Source organism: Streptosporangium nondiastaticum, assembly GCF_003011965.1.
Taxonomy (GTDB): Bacteria; Actinomycetota; Actinomycetes; order Streptomycetales; family Streptomycetaceae; genus Streptomyces; species Streptomyces nondiastaticus.
Window position 1 is genome coordinate 17,061 of the sequence record NZ_PXWG01000070.1, and the last position, 15,427, is coordinate 32,487.

15 protein-coding genes are annotated in these 15,427 nt (G+C 72.4%); 6 read left to right on the top strand and 9 right to left on the bottom strand.

What is annotated here, in order from left to right:
- Nucleotides 1-26: 26 nt before the first annotated feature.
- Genes hydA through B7P34_RS22605 form a run of 3 tightly spaced genes read right to left on the bottom strand, consistent with a single transcriptional unit; the run spans nt 27 to nt 3,603 of the window.
- The gene (gene hydA, locus B7P34_RS22595) at nt 27-1,427 is read right to left on the bottom strand and encodes a dihydropyrimidinase (protein ID WP_106679226.1); all 1,401 of its coding nucleotides are present in this window, start codon (nt 1,425-1,427) and stop codon (nt 27-29) included.
- Nucleotides 1,424-2,764: an aspartate aminotransferase family protein gene (locus tag B7P34_RS22600; RefSeq protein WP_106679227.1), complete on the bottom strand. Its 1,341-nt coding sequence runs from the start codon at nt 2,762-2,764 to the stop codon at nt 1,424-1,426. The genes hydA and B7P34_RS22600 overlap by 4 nt, the downstream gene beginning before the upstream one ends.
- Nucleotides 2,761-3,603, bottom strand: coding sequence for a nitrilase-related carbon-nitrogen hydrolase (locus tag B7P34_RS22605; protein ID WP_106679254.1), 843 nt, complete (start codon nt 3,601-3,603; stop codon nt 2,761-2,763). The genes B7P34_RS22600 and B7P34_RS22605 overlap by 4 nt, the downstream gene beginning before the upstream one ends.
- A gap of 192 nt (nt 3,604-3,795) precedes the next feature.
- Here B7P34_RS22605 and B7P34_RS22610 point away from each other — a divergent pair, with 192 nt between their 5' ends.
- The 3 genes from B7P34_RS22610 (at nt 3,796) to B7P34_RS22620 (ending at nt 6,232) form a co-directional block, all read left to right on the top strand.
- A complete protein-coding gene (locus B7P34_RS22610) occupies nt 3,796-4,341 on the top strand; it encodes a MarR family winged helix-turn-helix transcriptional regulator (RefSeq protein ID WP_106679229.1) in 546 nt (181 codons plus the stop codon).
- A 131-nt stretch (nt 4,342-4,472) separates the two neighbouring features.
- Entirely contained in the window at nt 4,473-5,684 is a 1,212-nt protein-coding gene (locus B7P34_RS22615) for an MFS transporter (RefSeq protein WP_106679231.1), read from the top strand.
- A complete protein-coding gene (locus tag B7P34_RS22620) occupies nt 5,681-6,232 on the top strand; it encodes an isochorismatase family protein (protein WP_106679233.1) in 552 nt (183 codons plus the stop codon). Before B7P34_RS22615 ends, B7P34_RS22620 begins: the two co-directional genes overlap by 4 nt.
- A 27-nt stretch (nt 6,233-6,259) precedes the next feature.
- Here B7P34_RS22620 and B7P34_RS37590 read toward each other — a convergent pair whose 3' ends face one another.
- The 3 genes from B7P34_RS37590 to B7P34_RS22640 all read right to left on the bottom strand — a co-directional run bounded on the left by B7P34_RS37590 (nt 6,260) and on the right by B7P34_RS22640 (nt 10,448).
- Nucleotides 6,260-7,348 carry a hypothetical protein gene (locus B7P34_RS37590; protein ID WP_189382970.1) on the bottom strand — a complete coding sequence of 363 codons (1,089 nt, stop codon included), beginning with the start codon at nt 7,346-7,348 and terminating at the stop codon, nt 6,260-6,262.
- 78 nt (nt 7,349-7,426) lie between these two features.
- Nucleotides 7,427-9,283 carry a gamma-glutamyltransferase gene (gene ggt, locus B7P34_RS22635; protein WP_106679237.1) on the bottom strand — a complete coding sequence of 619 codons (1,857 nt, stop codon included), beginning with the start codon at nt 9,281-9,283 and terminating at the stop codon, nt 7,427-7,429.
- Nucleotides 9,284-9,542: 259 nt separating this feature from the next.
- Entirely contained in the window at nt 9,543-10,448 is a 906-nt protein-coding gene (locus B7P34_RS22640) for an SGNH/GDSL hydrolase family protein (RefSeq protein WP_106679239.1), read from the bottom strand.
- 171 nt (nt 10,449-10,619) lie between these two features.
- Here B7P34_RS22640 and B7P34_RS22645 point away from each other — a divergent pair, with 171 nt between their 5' ends.
- The 3 genes from B7P34_RS22645 to B7P34_RS22655 all read left to right on the top strand — a co-directional run bounded on the left by B7P34_RS22645 (nt 10,620) and on the right by B7P34_RS22655 (nt 12,980).
- Entirely contained in the window at nt 10,620-11,060 is a 441-nt protein-coding gene (locus B7P34_RS22645; RefSeq protein ID WP_106679241.1) for an RrF2 family transcriptional regulator, read from the top strand.
- A gap of 173 nt (nt 11,061-11,233) precedes the next feature.
- The gene (locus tag B7P34_RS22650) at nt 11,234-12,424 is read left to right on the top strand and encodes a globin domain-containing protein (protein ID WP_106679243.1); all 1,191 of its coding nucleotides are present in this window, start codon (nt 11,234-11,236) and stop codon (nt 12,422-12,424) included.
- Between the two features lie 181 nt (nt 12,425-12,605).
- Entirely contained in the window at nt 12,606-12,980 is a 375-nt protein-coding gene (locus B7P34_RS22655; protein ID WP_189382972.1) for a cupredoxin domain-containing protein, read from the top strand.
- A 12-nt stretch (nt 12,981-12,992) separates the two neighbouring features.
- Here the strand turns inward: B7P34_RS22655 and B7P34_RS22660 are convergent, their stop codons facing one another.
- The 3 genes from B7P34_RS22660 to B7P34_RS22670 all read right to left on the bottom strand — a co-directional run.
- The gene (locus B7P34_RS22660; protein WP_106679246.1) at nt 12,993-13,859 is read right to left on the bottom strand and encodes an amino acid ABC transporter permease; all 867 of its coding nucleotides are present in this window, start codon (nt 13,857-13,859) and stop codon (nt 12,993-12,995) included.
- Nucleotides 13,856-14,500 carry an amino acid ABC transporter permease gene (locus B7P34_RS22665; protein ID WP_106679248.1) on the bottom strand — a complete coding sequence of 215 codons (645 nt, stop codon included), beginning with the start codon at nt 14,498-14,500 and terminating at the stop codon, nt 13,856-13,858. Before B7P34_RS22665 ends, B7P34_RS22660 begins: the two co-directional genes overlap by 4 nt.
- An 11-nt stretch (nt 14,501-14,511) precedes the next feature.
- The coding region (locus B7P34_RS22670; protein ID WP_223268115.1) for a glutamate ABC transporter substrate-binding protein at nt 14,512-15,427 on the bottom strand (916 nt) is incomplete at its 5' end.

The following is a 15,427-nucleotide window of genomic DNA, read 5'->3' on the forward strand; positions in this document are numbered from 1 at the left end:
GCGTCGTTGCGCAGGTGCGTGCGTGATTACGTCAGGTACTGGCAGGTGGTGCGGGGGACGTAGCGGCCGTGGCCGGCGCGCCCGGTGAACTTCCGCCGGTCGATGACCACCTCGCCGCGGGAGAGGACGGTCTCGACCCGTCCGGTGACGCGTTTTCCCTCGTAGGCGGAGTAGTCGACGTTCATGTGGTGGGTCGCGGCCGAGAGGGTCTGCTCGGCGTGCGGGTCGTAGATGACGAGGTCGGCGTCGCCGCCGGGGACGATGGTGCCCTTGTGCGGGGCGAGGCCGAACATCCGGGCGGGGGCGGCGCAGGCGATCTCGATCCAGCGGCGGCGGCTGATGTGTCCGTCCACCACGGCCTGATGGAGGAGATCCATCCGGTTCTCCACGCCGGGCAGGCCGTTGGGGATCTTCGAGAAGTCTCCGCGGCCGAGCTCCTTCTGGCCGGAGAAGCAGAAGGGGCAGTGGTCGGTGGAGACGACCTGGAGGTCGTCGGTGCGCAGGCCGCGCCAGAGGGCGGCCTGGTGTTCGCGGGGGCGCAGCGGGGTGGAGCAGACGTACTTCGCGCCCTCGAAGTCCGGCTCGGCGAGGTTGTCGGTGGACAGGAAGAGGTACTGCGGGCAGGTCTCGCCGAAGACGGGCAGGTCCTTGTGGCGGGCCCGGGCGAGCTCGGCGACGGCTTCCTCGGCGGAGACGTGCACGACGTAGAGCGGGCTGCCGGCCACCTGAGCCAGGGCGATGGCCCGGTGCGTGGCCTCCGCCTCCAGCAGGGCCTTGCGGACCTCTCCGTGGTGGCGGGGGTCGGTTCGCCCGGCGGCCAGGGCCTGTTCGACGAGGACGTCGATGGCGATGCCGTTCTCGGCGTGCATCATGATCAGGCCGCCGTTGCCGGCGGCGCGCTGCATGGCGCGCAGGATCTGCCCGTCGTCGCTGTAGAAGACGCCGGGGTAGGCCATGAAGAGCTTGAAGGAGGTCACCCCCTCCCCCACGAGCAGGTCCATCTCCTTCAGCGAGGCCTCGTTCACGTCCGAGAGGATCATGTGGAAGGCGTAGTCGATCGCGCACTTCCCGTCCGCCTTGGCGTGCCAGCGGTCGAGCCCTTCGCGCAGCGCCTGACCGCGGCTCTGGACGGCGAAGTCGACGAGGGTGGTCGTGCCGCCCCAGGCGGCGGCGCGGGTGCCGGTCTCGAAGTCGTCGGAGGAGGCGGTGCCGCCGAAGGGGAAGTCGAGGTGCGTGTGGGCGTCGACGCCGCCGGGGATGACGTACTTCCCGGTGGCGTCCAGGGTGCGGTCGGCCTGCCAGCGCTGGGCGAAGGCGCTGCCGGGTGCGGCGAGGGCCGCGACCTTGCCGTCCTCGACGAGGACGTCGGCGCGGGTCTCCTCGGCGGCGGTGATGACGAGGCCGCCGCGGATGGCCGTGGTGGTCATGGCCGTTCCTTTCCGGCGATGGTGGACTGCACCTGACGCAGTACGGATTCGAGGACGGCCGCGCCCTCCTCCGCCTCGGCGACGGTGAGGGAGAGCGGCGGAGCGATGCGCAGGACGTTGGCCTCACGGCCGCCCTTGCCGATCAGCAGGCCTTCTTCCCTGGCCAGTTCGAGGGCGAGGGAGGCGGCTTCGGGCGAGGGGGATCCGTCGTGCTCGGCGAGCTCGATGCCGATCATCAGGCCGCGGCCGCGCACCTCGCGCACGGCGGGGAAGCCGGCGGTGATGGCGCGGAGCCGCTCGATGAGCAGGCCGCCGACCCGGCGGGCGTTGCCCTGAAGGTCGTGTTCGAGGAGGTGGGTGAGGTTGGCGAGGCCGGCGGCCATGGTGACGGGACTGCCGCCGAAGGTGGAGATGGAGTTGGCGTCGAGGCAGTTCATGACGTCGGCGCGGGCGACGACGCCGCCGATGGACATGCCGTTGCCGATGCCCTTGGCGAAGGTGAGGAGGTCGGGCGGGCCGTGCTCGGCGTGCGCCTGCCAGCCCCAGAAGTGGTCGCCGGTGCGGCCCCAGCCGGTCTGCACCTCGTCGGTGATCCAGAGGATGCCGTGCTCGGCGAGGACCTCGCGGAAGGCGGCGTAGAGGCCGTCGGGCGGGGCGGTGAACCCGCCGACGCCCTGGATGGGTTCGGCGATCAGCGCCGCCACGCGGCCGTGGGTCTGGCCGAGCATGTCCTTCAGGTCGGCGACGCAGGCGGAGACGAAGTCGGGGTCGGGCAGGTGGGCGTAGGGGCCGGAGCGGCGGATCCCGCCGTGGACGTAGAGCGTCTGGAGCGGGGAGAGGCTGGTGGGCGACCAGGAGGAGTTGCCGGTGATGGCCACGGCGGAGAAGGAGCGGCCGTGGTAGCTGTTGCGCATCGCCAGGATCTGGTTGGAGCGGCGGTACGAGGTGGCGAGCAGGAGGGCCGCGTCGTTGGCTTCGGTGCCGGAGGTGGTGAAGAAGACGCGGGCGTCGGGGATGCCGGAGAGGGCGGCGATGCGCTCGGCGAGCTCGACCATGTGCCGGTCGAGGTAGAGGGTGGAGGTGTGCAGGATGCGCCCGGCCTGCTCGGCGACGGCCTTGGTGACCTCGGGCAGGGCGTGGGCGGTCATGGTGGTGAGGATGCCGCCGAAGAAGTCGAGGTAGCGCCGCCCTTGGGAGTCCCGGACGTGGCGGCCCTCGCCGTGGGTGAGCTCCAGCGGCTCGCGGTAGTAGAGGGCGAGCCACTCGGGCATCACGGCGCGGTGCCGGGCGTGCAGGCGGGTGGCCGGGGAGGCCCCCGGGCCGCTCGCGGCGGTCATGGCCGGACCAGCCCGTCGTACGCGTCGGGCCGGCGGTCGCGGTAGAAGGCCCACTGCTGCCGCACCTCGTCGATGAGGCCGAGGTCCAGGTCGCGGACGAGGAGCTCCTCCTTGGTGTCGCTGGCCACGTCGCCGACGAACTGGCCGCGGGGGTCGACGAAGTAGGACGTGCCGTAGAAGTCGTCGTCGCCGTACTCCTCCTGGCCGACGCGGTTGATGGCCGCGACGAAGTACGCGTTGGCGACCGCGGCGGCGGGCTGCTCCAGCTTCCACAGGTGGGACGAGAGGCCGCGGGAGGTGGCGGAGGGGTTGTAGACGAGCTGGGCGCCGTTGAGGCCGAGCTGGCGCCAGCCCTCGGGGAAGTGGCGGTCGTAGCAGATGTAGACGCCGACCTTGCCGACGGCCGTGTCGAAGACGGGCCAGCCGAGGTTGCCCGGCGCGAAGTAGTACTTCTCCCAGAAGCCCTTGACCTGGGGGATGTGGTGCTTGCGGTACTTGCCGAGGTAGCTGCCGTCGGCGTCGATGACGGCCGCGGTGTTGTAGTAGAAGCCGGGGCCTTCGGTCTCGAAGACGGGCACGACGATCACCATGCCCGTCTCGCGGGCCAGGTCCTGCATGCGGCGGACCGTGGGCCCGTCGGGGACGGGCTCGGCCCAGCGGTAGTGCTCGCTCTCCTGGACCTGGCAGAAGTAGGGGGCGTTGAAGACCTCTTGGAAGCCGATCACCTTGGCACCCCGGGCGGCGGCCGCGCGGGCGTGCTCCTCGTGCTTGGCGAGCATGGATTCGGTGTCGCCGGTCCAGGTGGCCTGGACCAGAGCGGCGCGGACGACATTGGCCATGAGCTGCTCCTTCACGGGGGCGCCGGCCAGGCTGATCGGCCTGGCTGACACGCGTAGATCCACGTGTGGTTGCGACCGTAGGGCGCGGCACGCCGCGCGGCAAGACCGTCGATCGTCCTGTGGATAACTCGCCCCGCCCAGGACAGAACAGAAAAACTTGCAAGTTTGCCTGTCTATATCTACCGTGGAGGCATGCCCGACAACGAAGCCGGCCAGCCGTCCGGCAAGGACCAGGACCGCACGGACCGGGAACGCGACGACCACGACCGCACAGATCACGACCGCACCAATCACGACCGCACCAATCAGGAACGCACCGACCAGGAACGCACCGCCGCCGACCTGGCCGCGACGGTCTCCCAGCTCATGCGCCGCCTGCGCGTGGCCTCGCCGCAGGGCGCGCTCACCCCCTCCCAGCGCACCGTCCTCGGCCGCCTCGCCAACGGCGGCCCCGCCACCACCGCGGAGCTGGCCCGCGCGGAGCTCGTCCGCCCGCAGTCCATGCGCGTCATCGTCGCCAAGCTGGAGGAGCTGGAGCTGGTCGCCCGCACCCCGCACCCCACGGACGGGCGCCAGGTGCTGTTCTCCCTCACCGAGTACGGCGTGGAGGCCGTCGCCTCCGTGCGCCACTCCAAGCACGCCTGGCTCGCCGACGCCATCGCCCACCGGCTCTCCCCGGAGGAGCAGCGGACCCTCGCCGAGGCCACCCGCCTGCTCCAGCGTCTGGTGGAGGAATGAAAACCCCAAGGGCACGGGACGCCTTAAGGACACGGGACGCCCTAAGGGCCCGGGACGCCTTAAAGGCACCGCACCGCGCCCGGGGCACCGGCTCCGGCACCGGTCCCGACGAAGGCTTCGGCCCCCGCCTGATGACGCCGCTGCTCCTCGGCGCCGTCCTCAACCCCCTCAACAGCACCATGATCGCCACCGGCCTGGTGGCGATCGGCCGCGACTTCGGCGCCGGGCCCTCCGGCACCGGCTGGCTGCTGTCCTCCCTCTACCTCGCCAGCGCCGCCGGCCAGCCCGTCATGGGCCGCCTCGCCGACTCCCTCGGACCCCGCCGCGTCTTCCTCGCGGGCCTCGTCCTCGTCTGCGCCGCCGGCCTGCTCGGCACGCTCGCACCCGGCTTCGGATGGCTGATCGCCGCCCGCGTCCTGCTGGGCCTCGGCACGTCGGCCGCCTACCCGGCCGCAATGGCGATGCTGCGGGCCGAGTCCCTGCGCACCGGCCGCCCCGCGCCCCGCCCCGTCATGGGCCGCCTCTCGCTCGCCGCCCTCGGCAGCGCGGCCCTCGGCCCCACCCTCGGCGGGCTCCTCACCGCGACGACGGGCTGGCGGGGCCTCTTCGCCGTCAACGTCCCCCTGGCGCTCCTCGCGCTCGCCGCCGCCCTGCCGTGGCTCCCGCGCGACCGGCAGCCCCCGGCCGGCGACGGCACCCGCCCCGTACAGCAGGTCCAGGACCCCGGCGGGGCCGCACCGTCGCGGCCCGCCCTCCTGCGCACCTACCTCCGCCACGGGCTCGCCTACCTGTCCGTCTACTCCGCCCTCTACGGGTACTCCCAATGGCTGGAGGAGGCCCACGGCTACACCTCCTTCCAGACCGGCCTGGTCATGCTGCCGATGTCCCTCGCCGCCGCGGCCTGCTCGCTGCTCGGCACCCGTACGAAGGGCCTCCGCGCCCCGCTCACCACGGCCGCCGCGCTGCTCGCCGCGGGCAGCGGCGTCCTGGTCGTCGCCACCGGCGGCACCCCGCTCGCCGCCCTGCTCGTCGCCTCCGCGCTCTTCGGCATCCCCCAGGGCCTGTTCTCCACCGGCAACCAGGCCGCCGTCTACGCCCAGGCCCGGCCCGACCGCGTCGGGTCCGCGGCCGGGCTGCAGCGCACCGCCCAGTACGCGAGCGCGATGGCCGCCACCGGCCTGCTCGCCCTCTGCTTCGGGCAGCAGGCGGGCGACGGCGGACTCCACCGGCTCGCCGCCGTCACCGGCGTGCTGAGCCTGCTGCTGCTCGCCCTCACCGCCACCGACCGCGCCCTGCGCGCACCCACCCGCAACCGACCCCGGAAACGGAGCTCACAGCCATGACCGTCACCACGCTCGACGACACCACCGCCCTCGTCCTGATCGACCTCCAGAAGGGCATCGTCGCCCTCCCCACCGCCCACCCCTCCGAGGAGATCGTCGAACGCGGCGCCCGCCTGGCCGCCGCCTTCCGCGAGCGCGGCCTGCCGGTCGTCCTCGTCCGGGTCGTCGGCGCCGCGCCCGGCCGCTCCGAGGCACCCCTGCGCGGCGGGGAGCCCCCCGCCGGCTTCGCCGACCTCGTGCCCGGACTCGGCCGCGCGGAGAGCGACATCGTCGTCACCAAGCACACCTGGGGCGCCTTCCACGCCACCGACCTCGACCTCCAGCTGCGCCGCCGCGGCGTCACCCAGATCGTCCTCGCGGGCATCGCGACCGGCGCGGGCGTCGAGTCCACCGCCCGCGCCGCCCACGAGCACGGCTACCACGTCACGGTCGTGACCGACGCGGTCACCGACACCGACCCGGAGGTGCACCGCGTCGCCGTCGAGAAGGTCTTCCCGCGCCTCGCGGAGACCGGCACGACGGACGAGGTCCTCAAGCTGCTGGGCTGACGGCCCTCACTCCCCTCCGCCCGGACCTCACCACACCCAATCCGCCGCCGCGAACCACCCCACGAGCGCGGCGGCGGCCACGGAGTACCCCAGGAGCCCGTAGACGGCGCCCCCGTGGTGGTAGCGCTCCGCCCGTACCGGATCGCCGCCCCGCACCGTCCAGCGCCACGAGGCCACCGTGCCCATGACCGCCAGCAACACGTAGGCCAGGGTGAGCAGATGGAGCCAGTCCAGCAGCGTGAGCCCCACGCTGCTGGTCACCACCGCACTGACCTGCTGCATGTTCAGCATGACGACGAAGAGCCCGCCGCCCAGCAGCCCCAGACGGCTCTGCAGGGAGTCCAGCCGCTCGCCCATGGCGAGTTCCTCGCTGTGCGAGGGCAGCAGGAAGGTGGCGGTGGCGATGAGCACCATGAGGTACAGCGGGCCGGTCAGCTTCAGGAAGGCGGTGGGATCGTCGCGCTCCAGGCCGATCCGGATGCGCACCTGGCTGTGCGTGACGCCCGTGCCCGGCCGGAGGGAGGGGTCACCGAAGTTCGTGGGAAAGCGGTGCTCCGTGGCGACCAGCCGGAAACCGGTGAGGCGCCAGCCGGACGGGGCGACGTCCTCGCTGACGGCGGAGTTCGCGTTGTCCGGCACGAACCGGAACTCCTCCAGCGGCCGGCCGGCGCTGACCACCACCTCGATCCGCTGCCGGTCGAAGGGGAAGGCTCGCGCGTCCCAGTTCTGCCGGAACGTTCCCTGGAGGAGCATGACGTCCCGGAAGCCGCCCGGATGGACGGTCACCACCGGGTCTCCCCGCTCCGGGTTGCTGACGTTGCTGAACGAGGCCTTGGGCAGCGGGTCCAGGTCGCGCTCAGGGCACACGGACCACAGCCGGAACCGCGCGGCGAACGTGTGCTTCGCGGGCTCGATGTCGTACAGGTCGCTGAGGTAGGCGCCCAGCGTGCACGTGGGCACGCCGGCGGCCTGGGCGGCTTGAGCCGCCTGGGCCGCCCGCGCCACCGGTGCCGTCAGCAGCCACCACACCGCGCCCGCCAGGACCGTCAGGAGGGCCAGGACGGCCGGCAGGGCCCTCCCGGGGCCGGACCGTCCCGCGCGCTCCCCCGCAGCCATATGTCAGTCGTGGCCCGGGCCCCGGCGGCCCAACCGGCGGCCCGGACCGATACACCCGTGTGAGTGAGGCGCACGCCCTCAGCGGATGGGAGCGTGCCCGCTCGGGCGCACCACCATCGCCGAGCCTCCGCCGCGCCGGACCCGCTCGGCGGCGGCCACCCAGCGGCCGTCCGGCAGCCGCTGCACGCCGGTCGCCGCGCCGATCTCGGGGTTGGGCTTGAAGACGTGCCCGATGCGCTCCAGCCTGCCGCGCAACGGGCTGTCCCACAGGCCCGGTTCCAGCTCCGTCGCCGCCGCGTTGCGCTGGCTCGCGCGCGGCGCGGCGATCGCGTCGACGAGCGGCATCCCGCGGTCCACGTGGTTGAGAAGCGTCTGCAGGGCCGTGGTGATGATCGTCGCGCCGCCGGGCGAACCGAGGGCGAACGCGGGCCGCCCGTGGTCGAGGACGATCGTGGGCGACATCGACGAGCGCGGACGCTTGCCCGGGCCCGGCAGGTTCGGGTCGTGCACGCCCGGCGTGACGGGGACGAAGGAGAAGTCCGTCAGCTCGTTGTTGAGCAGGAAGCCGCGGCCGGGGACAGTGATGCCGCTGCCGCCGGTCTGCTCGATGGTGAGCGTGTACGCGACGACGTTCCCCCACTTGTCGGCGACCGTCAGATGGCTGGTGTGCTCGCCCTCGTACGGGGTCGGCGCGGCCTTGCCGTGCGCGCCGCAGGGCACCGGGCTGCGCGGGTCGCCGGGCGCGAGCGGGCTCTTCAGCACGGCGTCGTCCTTGACGAGGCAGGCGCGGGCGTCGGCGAACCGCTGCGAGGTGAGGGCCTTGGCCGGCACGTCCTCGAAGGCCGGGTCGCCGACCCAGCGGTTGCGGTCGGCGAAGGCGATCCGGCTGGCCTCGATGTAACGGTGCAGGTACGTCTTCTCGTCGGCCTTCGAAAGGTCGCCCCTCTCCAGGATGTTGAGGGCCTCGGCGACCGTGGTGCCGCCGGAGGACGAGGGCCCCATGCCGTAGACGTCGAGTCCTCGGTACGACGTACGCGTGGGAGCCTGGCGCTTCGCGCCGTACGCACGCAGGTCCCGCTCGGTCAGGCCGCCGGGGCGGGCGACGCGCCCGGACGCGGGGTCTACGGGAGGCTTGCGCACGGTCCGCACGATGTCGCGGCCCAGTTCGCCGCGGTAGAGGGCCCCCACGCCGCGCTCGCCGAGCAGGGCGTAAGTCCGGGCGAGGTCGGGGTTCTTGAGCGTGCTGCCGACGGCGGGCGGGGCGCCGCCCGGCAGGAACAGCTTCGCCGTGGCCGGGAAGTCCTTGAAGCGGGACTGGTTGTCGGCGGTCTGCTGACGGAACGTGGCGTCGACGGTGAAGCCGGAGCGGGCGATGCGCTCGGCGGGCTTCAGCACCTGGGCGAGCGAGCGGCTGCCCCACGTGCGCAGGGCGGTGTCCCACGTGGCGGGGGTGCCCGGGGTGCCGACGCTCAGGCCGCTGGTGACGGCGTCGGCGAAGGGGATGGGCTTGCCGTTCTCCAGGAACAGGTTCTCGTCCGCGCTCAGGGGGGCGCGTTCGCGGCCGTCGATGGTGGAGACCTGGTGCCGCTTCGCGTCGTAGTGGACGAAGTAGCCGCCTCCGCCGATGCCCGCGGAGTACGGCTCGGTGACACCGAGGGCGGCGGCGGTGGCCACGGCGGCGTCGACGGCGTTGCCGCCCTTGCGGAGCACTTCGATGCCGGCGGCCGAGGCGTCGGCGTCGACGCTGGCCACGGCGCCGCCGTAGCCGACGGCCACGGGGGTCTTGGCGGGCGCGCGGCCCGCCTCGGCAGCCGGCCCGCCGGTCCGGGCCGCGGCCGCGGCCGCAGGGAGTGCGCCGAGCCCTACGACCAGGGAGGCCGTCGCGGCGAGCACGGGCAGCCGCCGGCGCGGGGGTTTCGTTCTCGGACGGGCCATCAGTGCCTCCAAGGGGACGAACGGGCCCCGGAGCCTACCCGCGCCGAGACGGCGCGCAACCCCACGGGACACAACCGGCGGTACGGGCTCCGCCCCGCCGAATTCCCTCCGCCGCGACGGCGCTCATCCCCCACCGGACGCAACCGGCGGTGCCGAACCGGCCTCAGCTCGTACGGCACCGCCGAACACCAACATCGTGGCGCGCCACCGCTGCGGCGGAGGATGACGGCCGGCCCGGGCCGAAGCCCCGGCGGAGTGCTTACCGGCGGCCGGCCGCCGACGTCACGGCCGTGGCCATCGCCGCCTCCCCCTTCGCGTTGGGGTGGAACGGCGCCGCCGGGTTCTCCGGCCGGGCGCCCTCGATCCAGCGGTTCTCCGCCGGCTTGCACACGTCGTGGCCGAGGGTCGGCTTGTACGTGTCGGCGAAGCGGACGCCGGCCTTGCGGGCCTCGCCCTGCAGCATCGTGTTGAGCTTCTTCTCCGTGTCCCGCAGGTAGGGGACGTCGCCCGCAGCGATCGGCACGGACGGGAAGCACCCGGTGCCGTCCTCCGGCATGATCGCCGGGTAGCCGACGAGGACGACGCGGGCCTGCGGCGCGCGCTTGTGCACGCCCTTCAGCACCTCGGCGACCTTGGGCGCGGCGCCGGCGATGCGGGCGGTGAGCTGGTCGGTGCCGCCGTCGGTGTACTTCGCGCGGCAGGGCGCGCCGGCCGGGTCGGTGGCGGACAGCTGGGCGCAGGTGCCGATGATGTCGCCGAAGCCGATGTCGTTGCCGCCGATACCGAGCGTGACGAGGCGGGTGTTGCTGCCGAGCGCGTCGAGCTGGGGCGCGTTGTCGCCCTGGGCGCGCCACATGTCGTCGGTGGTGGCGCCGCTGCAGCTGACGTCCTTGAAGGACGTCTGGTGCAGGGCCTTCGCGGTGAGCGCCGGGTAGTTGACGCTGGAGCGGGCGCAGTCGCCGCCGGTCTGCTCGGGGATGCCGGGGCCGGAGGTGTAGGAGTCGCCGAGGGCGACGTAGCGCGCGCTGCCGGAGGGGGTCGCGGCCGCTCCTTCCGCGCCCTCCGCCGTCGCGGTGCCGGCCGCCCCCGCCGCCAGGGCCGCCGCCGCGCCGAGCGCGGCCAGTCCCTTGCCGTACCGCCCACCACGTCCATGCGCGTGTGCCACTGATGCCTCCGTGCTGTGTGCTGTCGTCCTGGGTGCGCCGTGCGGTGAGCCGTCCGGTTGGACCGCGGGTCCGCCGGCGCGGACGTCAGACTCGCCGTGTGGTGACCGTCTGTCAACTAATGACCGAGGGATTAATTGGAGTACAAGAATCCAATTAGGTAGAGTGCAGATGTGCGACTGACCAAGAGCACCGACATCGCGCTGCGCATCGCCATGCGCCTGGCCGTGACCGGCGACGACAGCCCGACCACCCGCGAGGTGGCCGAGGCTGTCGGCGTGCCGTACACCCACGCCGCCAAGGTGGTCAGCAGACTGCAGCACATGGGCGTCGTCGAGGCCCGCCGGGGCCGCGGCGGCGGACTCACCCTCACCTCCGCCGGACGGACGGGATCCGTCGGCCGGCTGGTGCGCGAGCTGGAGGGCGCGGGCGACGTCGTCGGCTGTGAGGACGATCCACCGTGCCCGCTGCGCGCGGCGTGCCGGCTGCGGGGCGCCCTGCGCAACGCGCAGGAGGCGTTCTTCGCGGCGCTGGACCCGATCACCGTGGAGGAGCTGACCGGCCCGCCGACGGGCCCGGTGCTACTGAGTCTGGGCATCCGCACACCGGACTGAAGCCACTGAAGCCCCTGAAGCGCCGAGGCCCTGAACCCCGGAGCCCTTCAGGCGACTTCGCACGACCAAAAATACGTATCCAAGATGCCAATTCAAGGGTCGGGAGATCCGTCCACCGGATCCGATCCGTTCAAGAGATCCATCCGATCCGTCCAAGAGATCCAGGAGCGCCGATGCTGTCCACCAGGTCGACCGAGATCGTCCGCGCCACCCTCCCCGCCGTCGGCGGCGCCATCGGCGAGATCGCCCCGCTCTTCTACGAGAAGCTCTTCGCCGCCCACCCCGCCCTCCTGCGCGACCTGTTCAACCGCGGCAACCAGGCGAGCGGCACCCAGCAGCAGGCCCTCGCCGGCGCGATAGCCGCCTTCGCGACGGCCCTGGTCGAGCACCCGGAGACCCGGCCCGACGCGATGCTCTCGCGCATCGCCCACAAGCACGTATCGCTGGGCATCGCCCCCGATCAGTACCCGGTGGTCCGCCGGCACCTCTTCGAGGCCATCGCGGAGGTGCTCGGCGACGCCGTCACCGAGGAGGTCGCGGCGGCCTGGGACGAGGTCTACTGGCTGATGGCCAACGCCCTCATCGCCCTGGAGGCCCGCCTGTACGAACAGGCCGGAACCGCCGCCGGGGACGTCTTCCGCCCGTACCGCGTCACCGGCCGCCTCGCGGAGACCGCGGAGGTCACCACGTACCTTGTACAGCCGCTGGACGGCCGTCCGCTGCCCGCCTCCCGGCCCGGCCAGTACGTCTCCGTGCAGGTGCGACTCCCCGACGGGGCGCGGCAGATCCGCCAGTACAGCCTCTCCGGCCGGCCCGACGACGCCCTGCAGTTCTCCGTCAAGCGCGTGACCGGCGAACCGGACGGCGAGGTCTCCCACCACCTGCACGACCGCGTGGCCGTCGGCGACACCCTGATGGTCAGCGCACCGGCCGGCGACGTCGCCCTCGACGACGGCGACGCGCCCGTCCTGCTGGCCTCGGCCGGCATCGGCTGCACCCCCATGACCGGGATGCTCTCCCACCTGGCCGCGACCGGCGCGCGGCGCCGCGTCATCTCCGTCCACGCCGACCGCAGCGAGTCCACCCACGCCTTCCGCACCGACCTGCTGCGGCTCACGGAGAAGCTGCCGGACGCGGTCGCGCACGTCTGGTACGAGGAGCCGGAGGGCGCCTGGCCCGCCGACCGCACCGGCTACGCCGACCTGTCCCGCATCGACATCCCCGCGGGCACCACGGCGTACCTCTGCGGACCGCTGCCGTTCCTCCGCTCGGTCCGCACACAGCTCCTGGACGCGGGGGTCGCCGCGGCCGACATCCACTACGAGGTCTTCGGCCCGGACCTGTGGCTGGGGCAGGAGGGCTGACACGGGACGGCGCGGGACAGGTTGCGCCGATTGGCGCAGGACGGCTTGCGCGGCGACCATGTCACACACCGGTGCCTCACCTTGCACCGGAATCCCGAATCGTTCGCACGTTCGAGTGATGGGCGGTTGTCGCACCCGCAAGAGGGCAGCTTCCCCGCACTCACGTCCGAGGAGGGCTCCCATGCGACGTTCACCCGCCCGCACACTCTCCCGCCCCTTCATCGCCCTGCCGGCAGCACTCGCGCTGGGCGCGCTCCTGGCCGGACCGGCGGCGCCCGCCGCCGGGGCCGGCAGTACCGCGACCGAGACCGAGGCCACCGTGGTGATCGAGGGCTACGAGTTCGTCCCGGCGTCGGTCACCATCCACGTCGGCGACTCCGTCCGCTGGGTCAACAAGGACAACGACGAGCACACCACGACGTCCGACGAGCCCGGCTGGGACTCGGGCCTCATCGCCCCCGGCGGCGACTTCACCCAGGTCTTCACGGCCCCGGGGACCTTCTCCTACCACTGCGACCTCCACTCGACCCTGACGGGCAAGGTCGTCGTCGAGTAGCCGCCCCGGCCGTCACGGGTGGATCTGCCCGGCACCCGGCAGGAGGGTGCCGGGCTCCGCCGGGGCGACCTCCACCGCCTCCGTCTTGAGGCTGCGCCGCTGCCGCTTCGCGACCCAGGTCGCCAGCCACGAGAGCAGCATGCACATGCCGATGTAGATCGGGGAGATGATCATGACGACGGGGATGAACGGCAGCCCGTAGTCCAGGTTGCTGGCGATCAGCTTGCCGGCGTGCAGGAACTCCTCGTAGGTGATCAGGAAGCCGAGCGAGGTGTCCTTGAGCGCCACCACGAGCTGACTGATGATCGTCGGCAGCATGGCGCGGAGCGCCTGCGGCACGAGCACGTGCCCCATCACCTGCGTCTTGCGCATCCCGAGCGCGTACGCCGCCTCCCGCTGGCCGCGGTCGACCGAGTTCACCCCGCTCCGGAAGACCTCCGCGAGCACCGAGCCGTTGTAGAGGGTGAGCCCGGTGACGAGCGCCGGCAGCGGCTGCACCTTGAGGGCGACGAAGACGAAGAAGATCATGACCAGGACCGGCATCGCGCGGAAGAACTCCACGAAGACCGTGGCGATCCAGCGCACGATCCGGTGGTCGGAGAGCCGGCCCGCGGCGAGCAGCCCGCCGAGGGCGAGGGAGAGCACGGCGGCGTAGGCGAAGGCCTTGAGCGTGTTGCCGAGGCCTCGCAGCAGCATCTCCTGGATGCCCTCGTACACGAACGGCCGCCACTTCTCGGCGGTGAACTGGTGGGTGTCGAAGAGGAGGTAGAGCACCCAGGCGACGATCCCCAGGATCACGACGGTGGCGGCCAGGCCGTAGACCAGGTGGCGCCGCCGGGCCCGCGGCCCCGGGATGTCGTAGAGCGCGGTGTCGGTCATCGGGGCACTCCCCAGCGCTTCTCCAGCACGTTGAAGATCGCGCTGATGGACAGGGTCACGATCAGATAGCCGACGGCGATCCAGACGAAGGTCCAGACGATGCTGTAGCCGAGCTCGTTGAGCGGCTTGTACGTGCCGAGGAGCTCGGTCACGCTGAAGGACCCGGCGATCGCGGAGTTCTTGGCGAGCGCGATCAGGGTGGAGCCGACGGGCGGGATGACGGAGCGGAAGGCCTGCGGCAGCACGACGAGGCTCAGGGTCTGCCCGAAGGTCATGCCCAGGCTGCGGGCCGCCTCGCCCTGCCCCGCCGGCACGGTGTTGATGCCCGAGCGCACCGCCTCGCAGATGAAGGCCGAGGTGTAGCAGCCCAGGGCGAGGACGGCGAACAGCTGGAAGGGCAGCACGACGCCGAACCGCGGCAGGCCGAGCAGCACCGCGAAGAACAGCAGCGTGAGCGGGGTGTTGCGCAGCACCGTCACCCACACCGTGCCGAAGACCCGCAGGGAGCCGACGGGGGCGACGCGGAAGGAGGCCATCACGAAGCCCAGGGCGAGGGCGAGCAGCGAGGCGTAGACGGTGAGTTCGACCGTGCCGAGCAGGCCCTTGCCGTAGAGGGAGAAGTTGTCGGTGAGCACGTTCATCGCGGGGCTCCTCAGCTCGCCGGGTAGCGGTCGACGGCGGGCGGCTTCGGGGCCGGGACCCCGGAGAGGCCGAGCGTCGCGTCGTACGCCTTCTTCCAGTCGCCGTTCTTCTCGTGCGCCTCGATGGCGTCGTCGAGGGCGAAGCGGAGGGCGTTGTCGCCGCGGGGCACGCCGATGCCGTAGGGCTCCTTCGAGAAGGGCTTGCCGGCGATCTTCAGCTCGTCGGGCGCTTTGGCGGCGAAGCCCATGAGGATGGTGTCGTCGGTGGTCACGGCGTCGACCTGGAGGCTGAGGAGGTTGTCCACGCAGACCGAGTAGGTGTCGTAGGCGACCGGGATCGCCTTGGGGTACTCGCGCTCGATGCGCTGCAGCGGGGTGGAGCCTGCGGCCGAGCAGACCCGTTTGCCGGCCAGGTCCTGGGGGCCGTTGATGTCCTTCTCGTCGGTGCGGACGAGCAGCGACTGCCCGGCGATGTAGTAGGGCCCGGCGAAGCCGACCTGCTTCTTGCGCAGGGCGTTGATGGTGTACGTGCCGACGTAGTAGTCGATCTGGCCGTTCTGGAGGGCGGTTTCGCGGTTCGCGGAGGCGATCGTGCGGAAGTGGATGGTCTTGGGGTCGAAGCCGAGGGAGGCGGACATCATGCGGGCGATCTCGATGTCGTAGCCGGAGTAGACGCCGGTGGCGGGGTCCTTCTCTCCCATGTAGGGCTGGTCCTCCTTGGCGCCCACGACGAGGTGACCGCGGGCCTTCGCGGCCCGCCAGGTGGGCGAGCCGGCCAGCTGGAAGCCCTTGTCGACCTGGTAGACGGGCAGCGCCTCGGGCTTGGGGCCCTTGACGGGCGGGCTGCCGGACTTGCCGCAGGCCGCGGCCGGCAGCGCGAGGGCGGCCAGGGCGACGGCGGCGGCCGTGCGGCGCAGGGCGTGCCGA

Bases quoted from the DNA above. Each gene is read 5' to 3' on its own strand.
- B7P34_RS37590 (WP_189382970.1), bottom strand. From the start codon at position 7,348: ATGGCTGCGGGGGAGCGCGCGGGACGGTCCGGCCCCGGGAGGGCCCTG.
- B7P34_RS22620 (WP_106679233.1), top strand. From the start codon at position 5,681: ATGACCGTCACCACGCTCGACGACACCACCGCCCTCGTCCTGATCGAC.
- B7P34_RS22655 (WP_189382972.1), top strand. From the start codon at position 12,606: ATGCGACGTTCACCCGCCCGCACACTCTCCCGCCCCTTCATCGCCCTG.
- B7P34_RS22605 (WP_106679254.1), bottom strand. From the start codon at position 3,603: ATGGCCAATGTCGTCCGCGCCGCTCTGGTCCAGGCCACCTGGACCGGC.
- B7P34_RS22615 (WP_106679231.1), top strand. From the start codon at position 4,473: ATGACGCCGCTGCTCCTCGGCGCCGTCCTCAACCCCCTCAACAGCACC.
- B7P34_RS22660 (WP_106679246.1), bottom strand. From the start codon at position 13,859: ATGACCGACACCGCGCTCTACGACATCCCGGGGCCGCGGGCCCGGCGG.
- B7P34_RS22600 (WP_106679227.1), bottom strand. From the start codon at position 2,764: ATGACCGCCGCGAGCGGCCCGGGGGCCTCCCCGGCCACCCGCCTGCAC.
- ggt (WP_106679237.1), bottom strand. From the start codon at position 9,283: ATGGCCCGTCCGAGAACGAAACCCCCGCGCCGGCGGCTGCCCGTGCTC.
- B7P34_RS22665 (WP_106679248.1), bottom strand. From the start codon at position 14,500: ATGAACGTGCTCACCGACAACTTCTCCCTCTACGGCAAGGGCCTGCTC.
- B7P34_RS22610 (WP_106679229.1), top strand. From the start codon at position 3,796: ATGCCCGACAACGAAGCCGGCCAGCCGTCCGGCAAGGACCAGGACCGC.
- hydA (WP_106679226.1), bottom strand. From the start codon at position 1,427: ATGACCACCACGGCCATCCGCGGCGGCCTCGTCATCACCGCCGCCGAG.
- B7P34_RS22650 (WP_106679243.1), top strand. From the start codon at position 11,234: ATGCTGTCCACCAGGTCGACCGAGATCGTCCGCGCCACCCTCCCCGCC.